This window comes from Pseudomonas sp. GM48, from assembly GCF_000282335.1.
Taxonomy (GTDB): Bacteria; Pseudomonadota; Gammaproteobacteria; order Pseudomonadales; family Pseudomonadaceae; genus Aquipseudomonas.
The window spans coordinates 31,617-51,457 of the sequence record NZ_AKJM01000060.1 but is presented as its reverse complement, the minus strand read 5'-3'; the positions used below and the strand labels follow the sequence as shown (position 1 = coordinate 51,457).

Here is a 19,841-nt window from a genome sequence, read left to right as displayed (position 1 = left end):
CAAGCCCCCTCGCCACAGGTCCTTCATTAACCTGCCATTGAGGTGTTTCAATTCTTGAACCCTCCCTCATTCCCGGTTGTCGACTAGGCTCTAAACACTGCTTGATTTTAGCCTTGTGACGTCTTGTCGAATTTTTTGCCCGCGGGGGCGGGTGTTGTACCTTTTTCCTGTCACTCGTCGACTATTCAAACAGAACCTGGAGCCTGCCCACTGATTCGAGAGGTGCCCCATGAGTCTGCTGCTTGAACCCTTTACCATTCGCCAATTGACCCTGCCCAACCGCATCGCGGTATCGCCGATGTGCCAGTATTCCTGCGCCGATGGCCTGGCCAATGACTGGCACCTGGTCCACCTCGGCAGCCGCGCTGTCGGCGGGGCAGGGCTGGTGTTTACCGAAGCCACGGCGGTCACCGCCGACGGGCGTATCACCGCTCAAGACCTCGGTCTGTGGAATGATGAGCAGATCGAACCCCTGCAACGCATCACCCGCTTCATCAGCGCCCAGGGCGCCGTTGCCGGCATTCAGCTGGCCCATGCGGGGCGCAAGGCCAGTACCTACCGGCCATGGCTTGGCAAACACGGCAGCGTCAAACCCGACGATGGCGGCTGGGTGCCGGTCGGACCTTCACCGATTGCGTTCGACCCACAGCACACACAACCCAGACAACTGGATGACGGCGAGATCGCCAAGGTGATCCAGGCGTTTGTCGACGCGGCAAAGCGCTCTCTGATTGCCGGTTTCAAGGTGGTCGAAGTGCACGCGGCCCATGGTTACCTGCTGCACCAGTTCCTGTCGCCGTTGAGTAACCAGCGTCGCGATCAATATGGCGGTTCGTTCGAAAATCGTATTCGGCTGGTGCTGCAGGTCACCGAAGCGGTGCGTGCGGTATGGCCTGAAGAGTTACCGGTGTTTGTCCGGGTCTCGGCCACCGACTGGGTGGAAGACGGCTGGAACCCTGATGAAACCGTGGAACTGGCGCGCCGCCTGAAAGACCTGGGCGTGGACCTGATCGACGTCTCGTCGGGCGGGACGGCGGCGAATGCGGAGATTCCCACAGGGCCGGGTTATCAGACCCGCTTCGCCGAGCGTGTGCGCAAGGAGTCGGGCATGGCCACCGGCACGGTTGGCATGATCACCGAGCCGGCCCAGGCCGAGCACATCTTGCGTACCTGCCAGGCCGACATCATCTTCCTGGCCCGTGAGTTGTTGCGCGATCCATATTGGGCGCTACATGCAGATGACGATCTGGGCGGGCACAAGGCCGTGTGGCCGGCGCAGTATCAACGGGCGACCCACCGTGAGCAGCCGATTCACGAATCGGATTTGCGCGACTGAAATCCATCGATACGAAAAAGCCCCTGAATCGTGAGATTCAGGGGCTTTTGTTTGTGCCGGTGATCGATCAGGCCGCTTCGATCTTGCTGCGGTTCTGTTCGACCTTGTTCAGGTAGTCCTTGAGCTTTTCCTGTTCGGCCAGCGTCGTGAACAAACCGAGCTTGCTACGACGCCAGAGGATGTCGTGGGCGCTGGTGGCCCATTCTTCGCTGCACAAATAGTCGACTTCACGGGTGTAGAGACCGCCGCCGATGTGTTCGCCCAGATCGCTGAGGTCCTGTACGCCTTCGAGCATGCGCCAGGTACGGCTGCCGTAGGTGGTGGCCCAGCGGCGAGCGATCTCGCTCGGTACCCAGTCGAATCTGTCGCGGATACGCGAGGTCAAGGCTTGCGGGGTGGTCATGTCTTCACCGCCCGGCAGCGTGGCGCTGGCGGTCCAGCTTGGCTTGATGTGCTTGAAGTACGGTGCCAGTTGCGCCAGCGCCGACTCGGCCAGTTTGCGATAGGTGGTGAGTTTGCCGCCGAATACGGACAGCAATGGAGCTTCTTCGCCAGAGCCCGACAGCGCCAGGGTGTAATCGCGGGTCACGGCCGACGGGTTGTCGGATTCGTCGTTGCACAGCGGGCGCACGCCGGAATAGCTGTGCAGGATGTCGTCGCGGCTGATTTGCTTTTTGAAGTGGGCATTGACCACGTTCAATAGGTAATCGGTTTCGCCGTCGGTAATTGCAACTGCAGCCGGATCGCCGGTGTACTCGCGGTCGGTGGTGCCGATCAGGGTGAAGCGGTTCAGGTACGGAATGGTGAACACGATGCGCTGATCTTCGTTTTGCAGGATGTGCGCGTGTTCGCCTTCGTACAGCTTCGGCACGATCAGGTGGCTGCCCTGGATCAGGCGGATGCCGTAAGGCGATTCCATCTTCAGGTCATCGCGAATGAACTTGGCGACCCAAGGCCCGGCCGCGTTGACCAATGCCTTGGCGCGGATCGAAAACAGGCTGCCATCGGCACGTTCCAGATGCAGGTGCCACAGGCCTTTGTTACGACGGGCGCTGACGCAGCGGGTCTGGGTGTGAACGTGGGCGCCCTTTTCCCGGGCGGCCATGGCGTTCAATACCACCAGGCGCGCGTCGTCGACCCAGCAATCGGAGTATTCGAAACCCTTGGTGATCTCGCTTTTGAGTGCGCTGTCGGGGCCGAACTTCAGGCTCTTCGAACCTTTCAGTTGCTCGCGCTTGCCAAGGTTGTCATAGAGGAACAACCCGGCGCGGATCATCCACGCCGGGCGCAGGTGCGGGCGGTGTGGCAGCACGAAGCGCATTTGCTTGACGATGTGAGGTGCCTTGGCCAACAGCACTTCACGTTCGGCCAGGGCTTCACGCACCAGGCGGAATTCGTAATGTTCGAGGTAGCGCAGGCCGCCGTGAATCAGCTTGCTGCTGGCCGACGAGGTATGGCTGGCCAGGTCATCCTTTTCACAAAGGAACACCGATAGGCCGCGACCGGCAGCATCTGCTGCGATCCCCACGCCATTGATCCCGCCACCGATGACGGCGATATCGTAAACCTCAGCGAGAGGGGGCGTAGGCAAGGTGGAAGTGGGCATCGGCTTGGCCTCGGAATTCTTTGATGTTCTGTATTTGAAATCGAACATTAATGTTCATTTGCGAAAATACTAGCCCATAAAGACGCGCACAGCCAGTCAGCTTCGATTGAAAATACTCATCGAAGGGCCGTTAAAGGAAAATTTACGAACATTTTAATGTATGTCAGGAGTGCTTTTGTGGCGAGGGAGCTTGCTCCCGCTGGGCTGCGAAGCAGCCCTGAAACCCGTCAACCAGGTTCAGTCAGGTGTATCGAGCCAGTCGGGTTTGCGACGGCTTCGCCGCCGAGCGGGAGCAAGCTCCCTCGCCACAGGGGAGCATTGCATTCGAAAGGGTTAAACAACCTCCAGCCGAACCTTGTGCTGGTTCAACAGCTGCGCCAGCGCCGGCGAAGGCTGCTGATCGGTGACCAGGCAATCGACCAGGCTGATCGGCCCCAGGCGAATCATGGCGTTGCGCCCGAACTTGCTGGAGTCGGCCGCGAGGATCACTTGTCGGGCATTGGCGATGATCGCCTGGGATACCCGCACTTCCTGATAATCGAAGTCCAGCAGGCTGCCGTCCTCATCGATGCCGCTGATGCCGACCAACGCGAAATCGACCTTGAACTGGTTGATGAAGTCGACGCTGGCCTGACCGACCACGCCACCGTCGCGCCGTACGTTGCCACCGGTCAGCAGCACGTCGAAGTCGTCCTTGGCGCTGAGCATCGAAGCCACATGCAGGTTGTTGGTGATGATCTTCAGGTGACTGTGGTTGAGCAGTGCCCTGGCGATGGATTCGGTCGTGGTGCCGATGTTGATGAACAACGAGGCATGGTCGGGAATCTGCGCGGCAATGGCTTCGCCGATACGCTGTTTTTCATCGCGCATCTGATCGGCGCGCATAGCGTAGGCGGTGTTTTCGACACTGGAGTCATAGGCGGCGCCACCGTGGTAGCGACGCAATAAATTGGCTTCCGCGAGCTGATTGATGTCGCGGCGGATGGTCTGCGGGGTAACAACGAACAGCGTGGCCATTTCCTCGATGCTGACATAGCCGCGTTCGCGGACCAGTTCGAGGATTTGCTGCTGACGGGGAGGCAGATTCATGGGGCGTCCTTTGGGCTGCCGTGCAAAATTTGCCCATGATGCCGCAGGAATCTGCTCCCTACCAGTTACATCCGGATACGAGCCCGTATCCCGGTTTATTCAGCCTCGTCTTCAGCCGCCCAATCGCGGGTGCGGCTGACCGCTTTTTTCCACCCTGCGTAGAGTTTTTCCTTCGCCCCTTCATCCAGCGTCGGCTCGAACCGGCGCTCGATCACGGCCTTGCCGCGCAATTCTTCCAGGCTGCCCCAGAAACCACAGGCCAGGCCTGCCAGGTAAGCGGCGCCGAGTGCCGTGGTTTCGCGCATTTGCGGGCGCTCGACCTGCGTGCCGAGGATGTCGGCCTGGAATTGCATGAGGAAGTTGTTGGCCACCGCGCCGCCGTCCACGCGCAGAGCTTTCAGACGCTCCCCGGAGTCCTGCTGCATGGCGTCCAGCACGTCGCGGGTCTGGTAGGCAATCGACTCCAGCGCGGCACGAATGATGTGGTCCACGCGTACGCCGCGGGTCAGGCCGAACAATGCGCCACGGGCATACGGGTCCCAGTACGGTGCACCAAGTCCGGTGAAGGCCGGCACCAGGTACACGCCGTTGCTGTCCTTGACCTTGTTGGCGAAGTATTCGGTGTCGTGGGCGTCGTTGATGATTTTCAGCTCGTCACGCAGCCACTGCACGGTGGAGCCGCCGTTGAACACCGCACCCTCCAGCGCGTAGGCCACTTCGCCGCGAGGGCCGCAAGCGATGGTGGTCAGCATGCCATGCTTGGATTTCACCACTTTGTCACCGGTGTTCATCAGCAGGAAGCAGCCAGTGCCATAGGTGTTTTTCGCCTGGCCTGGCTCGACGCACATCTGGCCGAACAGAGCGGCTTGCTGGTCACCGGCGATACCGCCGATGGCGATGCCGCTTTTGGTGTGGCCGTAGATTTCCGAGGACGATTTAACTTCCGGGAGCATTTCGCGCGGAATATCCAGCACCTCCAGCATCTTCGCGTCCCACTCGAGGGTGTGGATGTTGAAGAGCATGGTGCGCGAGGCGTTGGTGTAGTCGGTGACGTGGACCTTGCCGCCGGTAAATTTCCAGATCAGCCAGCTGTCGACGGTGCCGAACAGCAGCTCGCCATTGCGCGCGCGTTCGCGGCTGCCTTCGACGTTATCGAGAATCCACTTGAGCTTGGTGCCGGAGAAGTAAGGGTCGGTGACCAGGCCGGTGGTTTCGCTGATGTATTGCTCGTGACCATCGCGTTTGAGCTGCTGGCAGATCTCGGTGCTGCGTCGGCATTGCCAGACGATGGCGTTGTAGATTGGGCGGCCGGTGTTCTTGTCCCACACCACGGTGGTTTCGCGCTGGTTGGTGATACCGATGGCTGCCACCTGGTCGTGGTGCAGGCCGGCTTGTGCCAGGGCCTCGACCATCACGGCGCTTTGGGTGGCGAAGATTTCCATCGGGTCATGCTCGACCCAGCCGGCTTGCGGGTAATGCTGAGCGAACTCCCGTTGGGCGGTGCAGACCACGTTCGCGTCGCGGTCGAAAATGATCGCGCGGGAGCTGGTCGTACCCTGATCGAGGGCAATGATGTAGTTCTTATTCTGTGTGTCGGTCATGTCGATTGCCTTGGCGTGAATAAGGGAGTGAGGTCTGGCGCGCGATCAAAGGGCAGGGGCACGCGCCAACGGTATCAAGAAGTTCTGGGTTTGCCGTCAATGGCAGGTAGTGCGTCCTTTGTAGCAGGTACGGCGCTGGGCAGATGGCGGGCAATCAGCCCGCGATAGGCGGCAGCACCGAGGCAGGCACCGACAATCGGCGCAAAAACAGGAATCAGGAAATACGGAATATCGCGTCCGCCAGTGAAGGAAATTTCACCCCAGCCAGCGAAGAAAGTCATCAGTTTAGGGCCGAAGTCCCGCGCCGGGTTCATTGCAAAGCCGGTCAGTGGCCCCATCGAACTGCCGATCACCGCAATCAGCAGGCCGATCAGCAGCGGTGCCAACGGGCCTTTTGGCAGGCCATTGTTGTCGTCGGTCAGGGACATGATCACGCCCATCAGGATGGCCGTAATGATCACCTCGACCAGAAACGCCTGGGCGGTGGTCAGCACAGGATTCGGGAAGGTAGAGAACACAGAGGCCAATTCAAGGCTGGCCTGGGTTCCACGAACCAAATGGTGAGTTTGTTCGAATTCGAAGAATAGATTGCTGTAAAGCGTGTAAACCAACAATGCTCCACAGAAAGCACCTGCCACCTGGGCGAGCATGTAGAAAGGCAATTTACGCTTTTCGAAGTCCGCGAAAATACTCAGGGCAATGCTGACGGCAGGGTTCAGATGTGCCCCGGAAACTCCGGCGGTCAGGTAGATCGCCATGCTGACGCCGACGCCCCAGATAATGCTGATTTCCCACAAGCCAAAACTGGCACCCGCGACTTTGAGCGCGGCAACGCAACCCGTACCAAAAAAGATCAGCAGCGCCGTACCCAGAAATTCGGCCATGCATTGGCTCGAGAGCGATGGTTGTTGTAAAGCAGTTGTCATTGAAACCTCGGTTTTTTTTGTTGTCTGGCGCTTTTTCCATCATGGTCGGAGCGCGTTTTTCAGCGAGGCAGGATCCCCATCCTGATCGCGGTTTACTGCTGGGTGCTACGGTAGGACATTTCGTACAGTTTCAGAAACGAAAAAATATAGACAAGAAACACTACTGTCAAAGGTCGAAAGTGAACCGTCGGTCATAAATAAACTATTCGTCGCATGAATGAACGAGTCTTTGGGTGCAGGGAAGGTTGGGTTATGGCGTCATGGATGCGCTGCCCTGGAGCCTTTTAACGATCAATGTCCTAGAATCCGCCGCAGTATTTTTCTTCTGCCGCCCAATCTGGAACTGCCATGACCCCCGCATTGGATTTGTTGAAAAAGGTTCGAGCCGAACATCGCGTACACAGTTACGAACATGACCCGAAGGCCGCCTCCTACGGGTTGGAAGCAGCGGAGAAACTGGGGCTCGACCCGGCTCAGGTGTTCAAGACCTTGCTGGCGGCCAGCGAAAAGGGCGAGTTGTTGGTGGCGGTGGTGCCGGTTGTCGGCAGCCTGGATTTGAAAGGGCTGGCCCACGCCGCTGGCGTGAAAAAGGTCGAAATGGCCGACCCGGCGGCGGCGCAGCGCTCCACTGGCTATCTGTTGGGCGGGATCAGTCCGCTGGGGCAGAAAAAGCGTTTGCGAACCTTCATTGATAATTCAGCCCAGCCCTTCGCCAGTATTTTTGTCAGTGCGGGCCGGCGCGGACTGGAAGTCGAACTGGCGCCGGCCGTGCTGGCCGAACACACCCAGGCGAAGTTTGCCGATATCGGCCGTACGTGAGCGTCGAAGTGAACGCAGCTCTGTATGGTGAAAATCAGCCAGTTCTGTCACTGGTGCCGGTGCGACCAGCGCGGCATGCTCGGCGGTCTGACAAAGGGAGAAGGTTATGCAGCTGGAGTTTCATCAGGTCGACGCGTTCAGCAATCAGCCATTCAGTGGCAACCCGGCGATGGTCTATCGGCTCGATAGCTGGCTCGCCGATGAGTTGATGCAAAAGATTGCCGCCGAACACAACCTCGCCGAAACGGCGTTTGTCGTGCGCGAAGGGCAGGGCTGGCACATCCGCTGGTTTACGCCGACCACCGAGGTGCCATTGTGTGGTCACGCGACGCTGGCCAGTGCCTATGTATTGTTTGAAATCTATAAAGAACCAGTCGAACGACTGGACTTCACCTGCCAATCCGGACCGCTGAGCGTAACCCGTGAAGGTGGGCGCCTGTGGCTGGATTTCCCGGCGATCACTCCCTCGGAAATCGACGTGACCCTGGATGTCGAGCGTGCCCTCGGCGTCGAGGCTGTCGATGTGCTGGGTTCCAATGAACTGTTTGTGGTGCTGGAGTCCGAGCAAGCTGTGCTCGACTGCAAGCCGGACATGGTCGCCCTGGCGAAACTGCCGTGGTTGGGCGCAATCGTGACGGCGCGTGGCAGCCAGCACGATTTCGTGTCCCGCTATTTCGCACCAGCGATCGGCATCAACGAAGATCCGGTAACCGGATCGACCCATTGCCTTCTGATTCCGTACTGGTCGCAGCGTTTAGACAAGTCGAGTTTGACGGCCTGTCAGCGTTCGGCCCGGGGTGGGGAATTGTTCTGCCGACTGGAAGGGGAACGGGTGAAGATTGGCGGGAATGCGACGCTGGTTGCGAGCGGAACGCTGATGTTGGGCTAGCTCCAATCCAATTGTGGGAGCGGGCTTGCTCGCGAAGGCGGTGTGCCAGTCAAAGTTCATGTCGACTGATTCACCGCTATCGCGAGCAAGCCCGCTCCCACAATTGTTTCGTGTGTATCAGCTGGTCGTGCTGTAGCGACGGACACCGGATTCAACCACCGGAATCTGCGCAGCCGTGCTGCCGGACGCCTGGAACAACACCAGGTGTTCAGCCGCGACACGAATACCCACATCCGACCCGACCTGACGATCGACATGGCTCGGGAAGATCGACTCCAGCTGCGCGCCTGTCGGCAGCTGCAAGCGATACAGGGTCGAAGCCCCCAGGAACGTCTTGCCGGCGATTCGCGCCTTCAGTGCGCTGTCCGGTGCATAGACGATATCGTCCGGGCGCAACAGCACGTCTACGGCACCGCCTACCGGCCAGGTGTAGGCCCGGTTGCCGCGCAACTCACCCAGTTCGGTTTGTACCGACTCCGGGCTGCTCAACTGACCGCGAATGAAATAGCCCTGGCCGATGAAGCTGGCCACAAATGGCGTCAGCGGTTCGTGATACAGGTTGTAGGGCGTATCCCACTGTTCCAGGCGACCTTCCTTGAACACGCCAACGTGGTCGCTGACCGCGAAGGCTTCTTCCTGGTCGTGAGTCACCAGAATCGCGCTGGTGCCACGGGCCTTGAGGATGTCGCGCACTTCATGGCTGAGCTTGCGGCGCAATTCGCCATCGAGGTTGGAGAACGGCTCGTCGAGCAGCAGCAGTTGCGGTTCCGGCGCCAGTGCGCGGGCCAGGGCGACACGTTGCTGCTGACCACCTGAAAGCTCGTGAGGGAAGCGCTTGCCGAGGTTCTTCAGGTTGACCAGTTCCAGCAGCTCTTCGGTAACCCGATCCTTTTGCGGATGTTTGCGAATACCGAAGGCGATGTTGTCGGCCACGCTCAAATGCGGAAATAGCGCGTAATCCTGGAACACCATGCCGATACGGCGTTTTTCCGGGGCAAGGGTGAAACCGGCGCTGGAGATGGTCTCGCCAGCCAACTGGATTTCACCTTCATGCACCGGCTCGAAACCGGCAATCGCCCGCAGCGTTGTGGTTTTACCGCAACCCGAGGAGCCCAACAGGCAACCAATGTCGCCCGCGTTCAGGTGCAGGTTGAGGTTTTGAACCACTCGCTGGTCCTGGTAACCGCAAGCGAGGTTGCGCAGGTTTAGCAGTAATGGCTGGCTCATGCGTGGTGGTACGAAGGTGGAACGAGGAATTCGAGCAAGGCCTTTTGCGCGTGCAGACGGTTTTCGGCTTGATCCCAGGCAACCGAGCGTTTGTCATCGAGCAGGTCGACGCTGATTTCTTCGCCGCGGTGCGCCGGCAGGCAGTGCATGAACAGCACGTCTTCAGCAGCCAGGTCGAGCAGGGCGCGGTTGACCTGATACGGTGCGAACAGTTGCAGGCGCTTGGCGGTTTCCTCTTCCTGACCCATGGAGGTCCAGACGTCGGTGCTCACCAGGTGTGCACCGCGCACGGCATCTTTCGGGTCGCGAACGATGGTGACCCGATCGCCGGCCTTGGCCAGGAACACCGGGTTCGGCTCGTAGCCTTCCGGGCAGGCTACGCGCAACTGGAAGTCGAACTGGATCGCCGCTTCTATATAGCTGTTGCACATGTTGTTGCCGTCGCCGATCCAGGCCACGGTCTTGCCCTGGATGGAGCCGCGGTGTTCGAGGAAGGTCTGCATGTCTGCCAGCAACTGGCACGGGTGCAGGTCATCGGACAGGCCGTTGATCACCGGCACGCGGGAGTTGGCGGCGAATTCGGTCAGGTTGCTGTGGGCAAAGGTACGAATCATCACCGCGTCGAGCATGCTCGACATGACGATGGCGCAGTCGCCGATCGGCTCGCCACGGCCCAGTTGGGTATCGCGTGGCGACAGGAAAATCGCCTGGCCGCCGAGCTGGATCATGCCGGCCTCGAAAGAGATCCGGGTGCGGGTCGAGGATTTCTCGAAAATCATCCCCAGGACGCGGTTTTTCAGAGGCTCGAACAGTACGCCGCGGTTACGCAGGTCCTTGAGCTCAACGCCTCGACGGATCACGCTGACCAGCTCTTCGGGCGTGCAATCCATCAGGGAGAGAAAGTGCCTTGCGCTCATCATTGACTACCTTTTTGCTACAAACCGCAGATGCTCAAAGCCTTGTTTAACGGAACAACGGGCGAGACCTGCGGCGTAAGCCGCACGGGGCGACGAAATAGGGGAAGGCGCGATCTTATAATTAAATGTCGCGTCTTACCAATAGGGCTACAGTTTTTAGGGAGTTTCAGAGGTGCTACGGGTTTACCGTGGTAGCGCTTTTGAAGCCTGTTTCCTGATAGCGGCGGCTCATTTGTACACCGGCCTCTCGGGGCTTGGCAATCGGGCGGGGCGGCAATGGTGCGCTGACAGTCGGTTTCTGACTTGTCGTTCCAGGTCTTGAGCAGCGTGTCGCCAGCCTGAAATAATCCAGTTGCAGGCGCCACCCAGGCTGCCTTCGAACTGAGCTCCGGCGGCCATCGGCTGGCCTGATAACCCTCGATTCACAAGACGAACATCGCTGGCGCGGTGGCGGGTCTGGCGCCATAGTTTTGTTTCCGCGGCCAACGTTGCCCCGCCCATAACAAGACAGAGACTGGCCATGACCAAGACTCTCCATCATCGTGCGTGCCATTTGTGCGAAGCCATCTGTGGCCTGACCATCGAAACCACTGAAGTCGAAGGCGGTAACGTCCAGATCACATCGATCAAGGGCGACCCCCAGGATACGTTCAGCCGTGGGCACATCTGCCCCAAGGCCGTTGCGTTGCAAGACATTCAAAACGATCCGGATCGCCTGCATCAGCCCATGCAGCGGGTGGGTAATGAATGGCAGCCCATCGAGTGGGAAGCGGCATTCAATCTGGTCGCCGAACGCCTCGCCGCCATTCAGGAGCATCACGGACAAAATGCCGTGGCGGTCTATCAAGGCAACCCCAGCGTGCACAATTACGGGCTGATGACCCACAGCAATTACTTCCTCGGCCTGCTGAAAACCCGCAACCGTTTTTCTGCCACCTCGGTCGATCAATTGCCCCATCACCTGACCAGTCATTTGATGTACGGCCACGGTTTGCTGCTGCCAATCCCGGACATCGATCACACCGATTTCATGCTGATCCTGGGCGGCAACCCACTGGCTTCAAACGGCAGCATCATGACCGTGCCGGATGTGGAAAAACGCTTGAAGGCGATACAGGCTCGAGGCGGCAAAGTGGTGGTGGTCGATCCGCGCCGTAGTGAAACGGCGGCGATTGCCGATCAGCATCTGTTCGTGCGCCCTGGCGGCGATGCGGCATTGTTGTTCGGCCTGCTCAACACGTTGTTCGCTGAAGGTCTGACCTGCGACAGCCATCTGCCGGTCGACGGTCTGGAGGACGTGCGGGAGGCCGTCGCGCCGTTCACTGCCGAGGCCATGAGCGCGTTGTGCGCCGTACCAGCGGAACAGATCCGCCAATTGGCGCGGGACTTCGCCGCGGCACCGAGTGCAGTCTGCTATGGCCGCATGGGTGTCTCGACCCAGGCCTTCGGTACGCTGTGCCACTGGGTGGTGCAGTTGATCAACCTGGTCACCGGCAACCTCGATCGCGTTGGTGGGGCCTTGTGCACTGAGCCGGCGGTGGACCTGGTGGCGACGACTTCGGGCGGGCATTTCAACTTGTGGCAGAGCCGGGTTTCCGGGCGTCCGGAATACGCCGGAGAGCTGCCGGTGTCGGCGCTGGCCGAAGAGATGCTCACCGAAGGGGACGGGCAGGTACGGGCGTTGATCACCGTGGCGGGCAATCCGGTGCTGTCCACGCCCAATGGCCGAAAACTTGAGCAGGCGCTGGACGGGCTGGAGTTCATGGTCAGTATCGACTTGTACATCAATGAAACCACGCGTTACGCCGACCTGATCCTGCCGTCCACGTCGGCGCTGGAAAACGACCATTACGACACGACGTTCAACCTGTTTGCGGTGCGCAACGTCAGCCGTTTCAACCGCGCAATCCTCGCCAAACCCAAAGGTGCACTGCACGACTGGGAGATCTTCGTCGGGCTGGCCAAGGCATTTGCCGCCAGGACCGGCAAAGAGTTGAAGCCGACCATCGCCCCGGCGCAAATGATCGATCGTGGCCTGCGCATGGGGATGTACGGCGACACTTCAGAGCACAAGCTGTCGTTGGCGACTTTGTTCGATCATCCCCATGGCGTCGATCTGGGAGCGCTCAAGCCCAACCTGGCACCACGCCTGAAGACTGCCAATCAACGTATCCAGGCCGCGCCGGCCGCGATTCTCGCTGACCTGACGCGCTTCGCAGCCTTGCAGGCGCCGGCCGCCGACGAGTTGTTGATGATTGGCCGTCGACATGTGCGCAGCAACAACTCATGGATGCATAACTATCATCGGTTGGTGAAGGGCAAGCCACGTCACCAGTTGCTGATGCATCCGGACGATCTGGCCAGTCGCGGACTCAACGACGGGCAACGTGTGCGGGTCAGTTCACGGGTGGGTGTGATTGAGGTTGAGGTGCTTGGCAGTCTGGATATGATGAAGGGAGTGGTCAGCTTGCCGCACGGCTGGGGCCATGCGCGGCCGGGTGTGCAAATGACGATTGCCAGCAGCCAGCCGGGGTCCAGCGCCAACGATCTGACCGACGACTGCCAGCTTGACGAGTTGTCGGGCAATGCCGCGCTCAATGGCGTGCCGGTGACCGTGGCGGCGGCTTGAATCAGTCTGACGGAGAGACCGAGCAGGGCGCTCGGCTTTCCGTTACAATGCGCCACCGTGCCGACCCATGAGTCGGAAAGTTCAGCCGAGGTGCTCCATGGATATCATCGAAACGATTAAAGAGCAGATTGCCAACAACACCATTCTGCTTTACATGAAAGGCTCGCCGAATGCCCCGCAGTGCGGCTTCTCCGCGAAAGCCGCGCAGGCCGTGATGGCGTGTGGCGAAAAGTTTGCGTACGTGGACATCCTGCAGAACCCGGAAATCCGCGCCAACCTGCCAAAATACGCCAACTGGCCAACCTTCCCACAGCTGTGGGTTGCCGGTGAACTGGTCGGCGGTAGCGACATCATGACTGAAATGGCTGCTGACGGTTCGCTGCAGAGCCTGATTAAGGACGCCGCCGCCAAGGCCGCTGCTGCCAAGACCGAAGCCTGATTCGCCGTGTGTGGGAGCGGGCTTGCTCGCGAAGAACGATAACGCGGTTTCCAGATAAATCGTGTCGCCTGCTTCGCGAGCAAGCCCGCTCCCACATCAGGATTTCAGGGTAAACCTGGTTTCCGGATAACAAAAAGCCCCGCCACTCGAAAGAGGGCGGGGCTTTTTTATTTGCATCGAGATTAATGGTGTAGACCTTACTCGTCTTCGCCCATCTGCGATTGCAGGTAGTTCTCGATACCGATCTTGTCGATCAGGCCCAATTGGGTTTCCAGCCAGTCGATATGTTCTTCTTCGGACTCAAGGATATCTTCAAGCAGTTCACGGCTACCAAAGTCACCAACGGTTTCGCAATGAGCGATAGCCACTTTGAGATCGGCGTGGCCGGTTTTCTCGATGCGCAGGTCGCACTCGAGCATTTCCTTGGTGTGTTCGCCGATGTGCAGCTTGCCCAGGTCCTGGACGTTCGGCAGGCCTTCAAGGAACAGAATGCGCTTGATCAGCTTGTCCGCGTGCTTCATCTCGTCGATGGATTCGTGGTACTCGTGCTTGCCGAGCTTGTTCAGGCCCCAATCTTCATACATGCGTGCATGCAGGAAGTATTGATTGATCGCGACCAGTTCATTGGCGAGGATCTTGTTGAGATGCTGGATGACTGTAACGTCGCCTTTCATGATGGGGTCCTGCCCTGTATTAGCTGTCAATAGAGCAGAGTTTGAGCCGGGTATTTAATAGTGTCAAACCTAAGTTATTGAAACTTAAATGAAAATTAATCGGAATAAGAATGTTTGTGTTCCGCGTCTAGAGCATAACTAGTTGATTTTCAGACATAAAAAAACCGGACATATGTCCGGTTTTTTGAAATTCGATATTTAAGCCGCTGTAAATTCTGCTGGATAAGGAATTGCAGCCTGGGCCGTTTGCAGTTTTGTCAGGGTCTCACGGACCACTTCTTTGGCGAGGCAGGCACATTTGCCGCATTGACTGGCAACGCCGGTGGCCACACGGACTTCCTTGTAGCTGCAGCATCCTTCATAGATCGCATCGCGGATTTGACCGTCGGTGACGCCAGTGCAGAGGCAAACATACATAAGAAAGACCGTCGCTGATTGTGACTCAATTGCGATGGATCTTAATGTTAACGAGAATGATTGTCAAAGTGCTTTCGGAGCACTTTTCGTCATAAGGGTGTGTGGCTGACGAACGGTCTGGCGCACAAAGTCAGTGAAGAAAGCCGGGTGTCGATTTTACCGTCCCGGGAAAAAACAGCTAAGACAGCTCAAACACGCGGTGTATGATGGCCGGTCTTTTGCGACCGGGGATCGTGTCACAGGGCTGTCGCCTCAGGGTGGCAGGCTGATGCGAACCCTGTTTCTCACGCTATTACACCAGGAGATATCCAATGAGCGTACTCGTAGGCAAACAAGCCCCTGACTTCACCGTACCGGCCGTACTCGGCAATGGCGAGATCGTTGACAGCTTCACCCTGTCCTCGGCGATCAAAGGCAAATACGGCCTGGTGTTCTTCTACCCACTGGACTTCACCTTCGTTTGCCCGTCCGAGCTGATCGCTCTGGACAACCGCATGTCTGAATTCAAGGCACGCAACGTTGAAGTGATCGCCGTGTCGATCGACTCGCACTTTACCCACAACGCATGGCGCAACACTCCAGTGAACAATGGCGGTATCGGCCAGGTTCGCTACACCATGGCTGCCGACATCAAGCAGGACATCATGAAGGCCTACGACGTTCAGTCCGCTGACGGCGTGGCTTTCCGTGGCGCGTTCCTGATCGACGACAAAGGCGTTGTCCGTTCGCAGATCATCAACGACCTGCCGCTGGGTCGTAACATGGAAGAGCTGATCCGTCTGGTCGACGCTCTGCAATTCCACGAAGCGCACGGCGAAGTCTGCCCTGCCAACTGGAAGAAAGGCGATAAAGGCATGAACGCTTCGCCAGAAGGCGTTGCGGCTTACCTGACCGAGCACGCTGCCGCTCTGTAAGGCGCACGCTCCAGGTATAAAAAAACCGGCCTTCGAGGCCGGTTTTTTTATGGGCGGGAATTGTTCTGGTCTCTGTAGGAGCGAGCTTGCTCGCGATGGACTTCAGAACACCGCGGGGTGTCAGGCTTGCAGCGTTATCGTTAACGACCATCGCGAGCAGGCTCTCTCCTACAGAAAGCCATCAGTCGTTGAAATCTTCCCAGCCGCCCATTTGTTTCCAGCGATTGACGATGCCGCAGAACAGGTCTGCCGTCTTCTCGGTGTCATAGCGCGCCGAGTGAGCCTCACGCCCGTCGAAGTCGATGTCCGCTGCCTGGCAAGCCTTGGCCAGCACGGTCTGGCCGTACGCGAGGCCTGCGAGCGTTGCGGTATCGAAACTGGAGAACGGATGGAACGGATTGCGCTTCATGTCCAGGCGCGCAACCGCCGCATTCAGGAAACCCAGGTCGAAGCTGCTGTTATGCCCGACCAGGATCGCCCGTTTGCAGCCATTGGCCTTGAGAGCTTTGCGCACGCCACGGAAGATATCGTTCAGGGCAGACTCTTCACTCACGGCCATGCGCAGCGGGTGATCGAGCTTGATCCCGGTGAACTCCAGGGCGGCCGCTTCGATGTTCGCGCCTTCGAACGGCTCGACACGGAAGAAGTAGGTGTGATCCGGGTAGACAAAACCCTTTTCATCCATGGCGATGGTGGTCGCGGCGATTTCCAGCAGGGCATCGGTGGCCGAGTTGAAGCCACCGGTTTCTACGTCGACGACAACCGGCAGGTAACCACGGAACCTGGCAGCCATTGGATGACGAGGGCCGCCTCCGCCGCCATTGCCTTCCAGTTCGTCGTCGAAATGGTCTTCACTCACGCGTGTTCCTCCAGCAGGCGCCAGCGCAGTTTTTCACCGGCGCGCAGCGGGATAACGGTCAGCTCGCCAAATGGCAGGCTGGCAGGGGCGGTCCATTCTTCGCGGACCAGGGTGATGCGATCGGTGTTGGCCGGCAGACCATAGAACCGCGGGCCGTTGAGGCTGGCGAAGGCTTCGAGCTTGTCCAGCGCATTGCGCTGTTCGAAGGCTTCGGCATACATCTCGATGGCCGCATAAGCGGTGTAGCAACCGGCGCAACCGCAGGCCGCTTCCTTGGCGTGCTGGGCGTGGGGCGCCGAGTCGGTGCCGAGGAAGAACTTCTCGCTGCCGCTGGTGGCGGCGTCGAGCAGGGCTTCCTGGTGCGTATTGCGCTTGAGGATCGGCAGGCAATAGAAGTGCGGTCGAATCCCGCCCACCAGCATGTGGTTGCGGTTGTACAGCAGGTGGTGAGCAGTGATGGTCGCGCCTACGTTGGCCGAAGCCGAGTTGACGAACTGCACGGCGTCCGCCGTGGTGATGTGTTCGAAAACCACTTTGAGGGACGGGAAGCGCTCGACCACACGGCGCAGGTGTTCATCGATGAAGATTTTTTCGCGGTCGAACACGTCGACATCGCCACGGGTGACTTCACCGTGAACCAACAATGGCATCCCGACTTCGGCCATGGCCTCGAGTGCAGGGAAGATCTTGTCGATGCTGGTGACGCCAGAGTCCGAGTTGGTGGTCGCGCCGGCCGGGTAAAGCTTGGCGGCGTGAATGAATCCGCTGGCCTTGGCCTCGCGAATTTCTTCAGGCTGGGTGCGGTCGGTCAGGTACAGGACCATCAGCGGTTCGAATTGGCTGCCGGCCGGGCGGGCAGCGAGAATCCGCTGGCGATAGCCATCGGCTTCGGCCGCATTGCGCACCGGTGGAACCAGGTTGGGCATGATGATGGCGCGGCCAAAGGTGCGCGCGACATCCGCGACGGTATTGGTCAACACGGCACCATCGCGAAGATGAATATGCCAGTCGTCGGGACGCAGCAGGGTCAGGCGGTCGGACATGAGGGGATTCCAGGCGGGTCAAACTCAAGGGAATGCTACCGGAAAAGACTCTTGCAGGCACTCGCTATCAAGTTTTGCAGGAAGCTTCCGATATCCAACAGGTATGCCGTAAACATGTGTGTGTCGGTCTTTTTGTTGTAGAAGCCAGTGGAGCCTCCCGTGCGCCAGCGTTATTTAGCCTTGCTCAGTGTGTTTGCCAGCCTTCCGGCAATGGCGCTCACTTTCCAGACCCGTCTGGAGAACATTGAGTGGACGGTCGAAGGTGACAAGTTCGAATGCCGTCTGACGCAGCCGATTACCGATTTCGGTTCGGGCGAATTCGTGCGTCGTGCCGGCGAGCAGGCGACTTTTCGTCTGAAAAGCTACAACCCGATGATCGGCGGCGGTTCGGCGACCTTGCTGGCCGCTGCGGCACCGTGGCAACCGGGGCGTGACGATATCAATCTGGGCACGGTGAGAGTCGGCAGCGGCAACGTGTTGTTCAACAGTTCACAGGTTCAGGCCGGACGCCTGATCAACGGTCTGATGGACGGTCGCAGCCCGGTGGTTCGCCATTCCTCGGGGGATGGCCGGGTCTCGGAAGTGCGTTTGTTGCCGGTCAAGTTCAACAAGGCCTTTGCCGATTACCAGGGTTGCGTGGCCAAATTGTTGCCGCAGAACTTCGAGCAGGTGAAGCAATCCGAAATCGGCTTCCCCGGCGGCGGAATCGAACTCGACAGTGCGGCGAAGGCCAGGCTGCAGGTGATGCTGGAGTACATGAAGGCCGATCCGACGGTCAATCACATCGAGCTCGACGGTCACTCCGACAACAGCGGCAACCGCCTGACCAACCGCGACCTGTCGCGGCGCCGGGCGCTGGCAGTGATGGAGTTCTTCAAGGCCAACGGCATCCAGGAGTCGCAAATCACCGTGCGTTTCCATGGCGAGCGTTATCCGTTGGCGCCTAATACCAACAACGCCAACCGCGCGAAGAACCGTCGTGTAGCGGTACGCCTGGAGCGGGGAGCGCCGGCGGAACAAGTCGCCCCGCAAGCGACAAAAGCAGCCGTATCGGCAACTTCCTGACTCTTCGGTCATCGTCGCGCTCTCGACAGATTCTGTCGCTTTGTCGTCATAAGCTGTCGCGCCTCTGTAAATTATCCTGCATGAGCGGTAGACTTCACGGCTTTCCGTAGAACCCCGTGGAGTGATGGCATGGCGGACGTAAACAAGGTCGTTCTGGCATATTCCGGCGGCCTGGACACTTCGGTGATCCTCAAGTGGCTGCAGGATACTTATAACTGTGAAGTGGTGACCTTCACCGCTGACCTGGGTCAGGGCGAAGAGGTCGAACCTGCACGCGCCAAGGCTCAGGCCATGGGCGTCAAAGAGATCTACATCGACGACTTGCGCGAAGAGTTCGTGCGCGATTTCGTTTTCCCGATGTTCCGCGCCAACACCGTTTACGAAGGCGAGTACCTGCTGGGTACTTCCATCGCTCGTCCGTTGATCGCCAAGCGCCTGATCGAAATCGCCAACGAAACCGGCGCTGACGCCATTTCCCATGGCGCCACCGGCAAGGGCAACGACCAGGTTCGTTTCGAATTGGGCGCGTACGCCTTGAAGCCAGGTGTGAAAGTGATTGCTCCGTGGCGTGAATGGGACCTGCTGTCCCGTGAAAAGCTGATGGATTACGCCGATAAGCACGCGATCCCGATCGAGCGTCACGGCAAGAAGAAATCCCCGTATTCCATGGATGCCAACCTGCTGCACATCTCCTATGAAGGCGGCGTGCTGGAAGACACCTGGACCGAGCACGAAGAAGACATGTGGCGCTGGACCGTTTCCCCGGAAAACGCTCCAGACAAGCCGCAGTACCTGGAGCTGACCTACCGCAACGGCGACATCGTCGCGCTGGACGGCGTCGAAATGACTCCGGCCACCGTACTGGCGACCCTGAACCGTATCGGTGGCGAACACGGTATCGGCCGCCTCGACATCGTCGAGAACCGCTACGTGGGCATGAAGTCCCGTGGCTGCTACGAAACCCCAGGCGGCACCATCATGCTGCGTGCCCACCGTGCGATCGAATCGATCACCCTGGACCGCGAAGTGGCTCACCTCAAAGACGAGCTGATGCCCAAGTACGCCAGCCTGATCTACACCGGCTACTGGTGGAGCCCTGAGCGTCTGATGCTGCAACAGATGATCGATGCGTCCCAGGTCAACGTGAACGGCGTTGTGCGCCTGAAGCTGTACAAGGGCAATGTGATCGTCACTGGCCGCAAGTCCGACGACTCGCTGTTCGACGCCAACATCGCTACCTTCGAAGAAGATGGTGGCGCGTACAACCAGGCGGATGCAGCGGGCTTCATCAAGCTCAACGCCCTGCGCATGCGCATTGCGGCGAACAAAGGCCGGAAGCTGTTCTGAGACCTTTGAAATCGTGATGGGTGCCTGACCTCGTCCTCGACGAG

General features: G+C 59.0%; 18 protein-coding genes. 8 read left to right on the top strand and 10 right to left on the bottom strand.

What is annotated here, in order from left to right; all coding sequences use genetic code 11:
- The first annotated feature begins 229 nt into the window (after positions 1–229).
- Positions 230–1,336 (top strand): NADH:flavin oxidoreductase/NADH oxidase, encoded by a 1,107-nt coding sequence (locus PMI28_RS17035; RefSeq protein ID WP_007985891.1) that lies wholly within the window; start codon positions 230–232, stop codon positions 1,334–1,336.
- A 67-nt stretch (positions 1,337–1,403) separates the two neighbouring features.
- On the opposite strand, the gene glpD is transcribed toward PMI28_RS17035, so the two are convergent.
- The 4 genes from glpD to PMI28_RS17055 all read right to left on the bottom strand — a co-directional run bounded on the left by glpD (position 1,404) and on the right by PMI28_RS17055 (position 6,558).
- Positions 1,404–2,942: a glycerol-3-phosphate dehydrogenase gene (glpD, locus tag PMI28_RS17040; RefSeq protein ID WP_007985889.1), complete on the bottom strand. Its 1,539-nt coding sequence runs from the start codon at positions 2,940–2,942 to the stop codon at positions 1,404–1,406.
- 333 nt (positions 2,943–3,275) lie between these two features.
- Entirely contained in the window at positions 3,276–4,031 is a 756-nt protein-coding gene (locus tag PMI28_RS17045; protein ID WP_007971301.1) for a DeoR/GlpR family transcriptional regulator, read from the bottom strand.
- 95 nt (positions 4,032–4,126) lie between these two features.
- Positions 4,127–5,632, bottom strand: a complete 1,506-nt coding sequence (gene glpK, locus PMI28_RS17050; protein WP_007985885.1) for a glycerol kinase GlpK — start codon at positions 5,630–5,632, stop codon at positions 4,127–4,129.
- A 74-nt stretch (positions 5,633–5,706) separates the two neighbouring features.
- The gene (locus PMI28_RS17055; RefSeq protein WP_007985883.1) at positions 5,707–6,558 is read right to left on the bottom strand and encodes an MIP/aquaporin family protein; all 852 of its coding nucleotides are present in this window, start codon (positions 6,556–6,558) and stop codon (positions 5,707–5,709) included.
- A 348-nt stretch (positions 6,559–6,906) separates the two neighbouring features.
- Here PMI28_RS17055 and ybaK point away from each other — a divergent pair, with 348 nt between their 5' ends.
- Positions 6,907–7,377: a Cys-tRNA(Pro) deacylase gene (ybaK, locus tag PMI28_RS17060; RefSeq protein WP_007985882.1), complete on the top strand. Its 471-nt coding sequence runs from the start codon at positions 6,907–6,909 to the stop codon at positions 7,375–7,377.
- Positions 7,378–7,483: 106 nt separating this feature from the next.
- The gene (locus tag PMI28_RS17065; RefSeq protein WP_007985881.1) at positions 7,484–8,266 is read left to right on the top strand and encodes a PhzF family phenazine biosynthesis protein; all 783 of its coding nucleotides are present in this window, start codon (positions 7,484–7,486) and stop codon (positions 8,264–8,266) included.
- Positions 8,267–8,383: 117 nt separating this feature from the next.
- On the opposite strand, the gene PMI28_RS17070 is transcribed toward PMI28_RS17065, so the two are convergent.
- Together PMI28_RS17070 and argF are read right to left on the bottom strand one after the other, a co-directional pair.
- Positions 8,384–9,493 carry an ABC transporter ATP-binding protein gene (locus PMI28_RS17070; protein ID WP_007985880.1) on the bottom strand — a complete coding sequence of 370 codons (1,110 nt, stop codon included), beginning with the start codon at positions 9,491–9,493 and terminating at the stop codon, positions 8,384–8,386.
- A complete protein-coding gene (gene argF / locus PMI28_RS17075) occupies positions 9,490–10,410 on the bottom strand; it encodes an ornithine carbamoyltransferase (protein WP_033063257.1) in 921 nt (306 codons plus the stop codon). Before argF ends, PMI28_RS17070 begins: the two co-directional genes overlap by 4 nt.
- 520 nt (positions 10,411–10,930) lie before the next feature.
- Between argF and PMI28_RS17080 the strand changes: the two genes are divergently transcribed.
- Positions 10,931–13,039 carry a molybdopterin oxidoreductase family protein gene (locus PMI28_RS17080; RefSeq protein WP_007985872.1) on the top strand — a complete coding sequence of 703 codons (2,109 nt, stop codon included), beginning with the start codon at positions 10,931–10,933 and terminating at the stop codon, positions 13,037–13,039.
- Positions 13,040–13,136: 97 nt separating this feature from the next.
- Positions 13,137–13,478 (top strand): Grx4 family monothiol glutaredoxin, encoded by a 342-nt coding sequence (grxD, locus tag PMI28_RS17085; protein ID WP_007985871.1) that lies wholly within the window; start codon positions 13,137–13,139, stop codon positions 13,476–13,478.
- 197 nt (positions 13,479–13,675) lie between these two features.
- Here grxD and bfr read toward each other — a convergent pair whose 3' ends face one another.
- Positions 13,676–14,152 carry a bacterioferritin gene (bfr, locus tag PMI28_RS17090; RefSeq protein ID WP_007985870.1) on the bottom strand — a complete coding sequence of 159 codons (477 nt, stop codon included), beginning with the start codon at positions 14,150–14,152 and terminating at the stop codon, positions 13,676–13,678.
- Between the two features lie 198 nt (positions 14,153–14,350).
- Positions 14,351–14,569 carry a bacterioferritin-associated ferredoxin gene (locus PMI28_RS17095; RefSeq protein WP_007985869.1) on the bottom strand — a complete coding sequence of 73 codons (219 nt, stop codon included), beginning with the start codon at positions 14,567–14,569 and terminating at the stop codon, positions 14,351–14,353.
- A gap of 311 nt (positions 14,570–14,880) precedes the next feature.
- Between PMI28_RS17095 and PMI28_RS17100 the strand changes: the two genes are divergently transcribed.
- Complete coding sequence (locus tag PMI28_RS17100; RefSeq protein WP_007985868.1) at positions 14,881–15,483, top strand: peroxiredoxin; 603 nt, start codon at positions 14,881–14,883, stop codon at positions 15,481–15,483.
- 181 nt (positions 15,484–15,664) lie between these two features.
- On the opposite strand, the gene rnt is transcribed toward PMI28_RS17100, so the two are convergent.
- Both rnt and pyrC read right to left on the bottom strand, forming a co-directional pair.
- Positions 15,665–16,342, bottom strand: a complete 678-nt coding sequence (gene rnt / locus PMI28_RS17105; protein WP_007985867.1) for a ribonuclease T — start codon at positions 16,340–16,342, stop codon at positions 15,665–15,667.
- Entirely contained in the window at positions 16,339–17,385 is a 1,047-nt protein-coding gene (gene pyrC / locus PMI28_RS17110) for a dihydroorotase (RefSeq protein ID WP_007985866.1), read from the bottom strand. The genes rnt and pyrC overlap by 4 nt, the downstream gene beginning before the upstream one ends.
- Before the next feature lie 159 nt (positions 17,386–17,544).
- Between pyrC and PMI28_RS17115 the strand changes: the two genes are divergently transcribed.
- Together PMI28_RS17115 and PMI28_RS17120 are read left to right on the top strand one after the other, a co-directional pair.
- Positions 17,545–18,450, top strand: coding sequence for a flagellar protein MotY (locus tag PMI28_RS17115; protein ID WP_007985865.1), 906 nt, complete (start codon positions 17,545–17,547; stop codon positions 18,448–18,450).
- Positions 18,451–18,579: 129 nt separating this feature from the next.
- Positions 18,580–19,797 carry an argininosuccinate synthase gene (locus tag PMI28_RS17120; protein WP_007985864.1) on the top strand — a complete coding sequence of 406 codons (1,218 nt, stop codon included), beginning with the start codon at positions 18,580–18,582 and terminating at the stop codon, positions 19,795–19,797.
- The last annotated feature ends 44 nt before the right edge of the window (positions 19,798–19,841 follow it).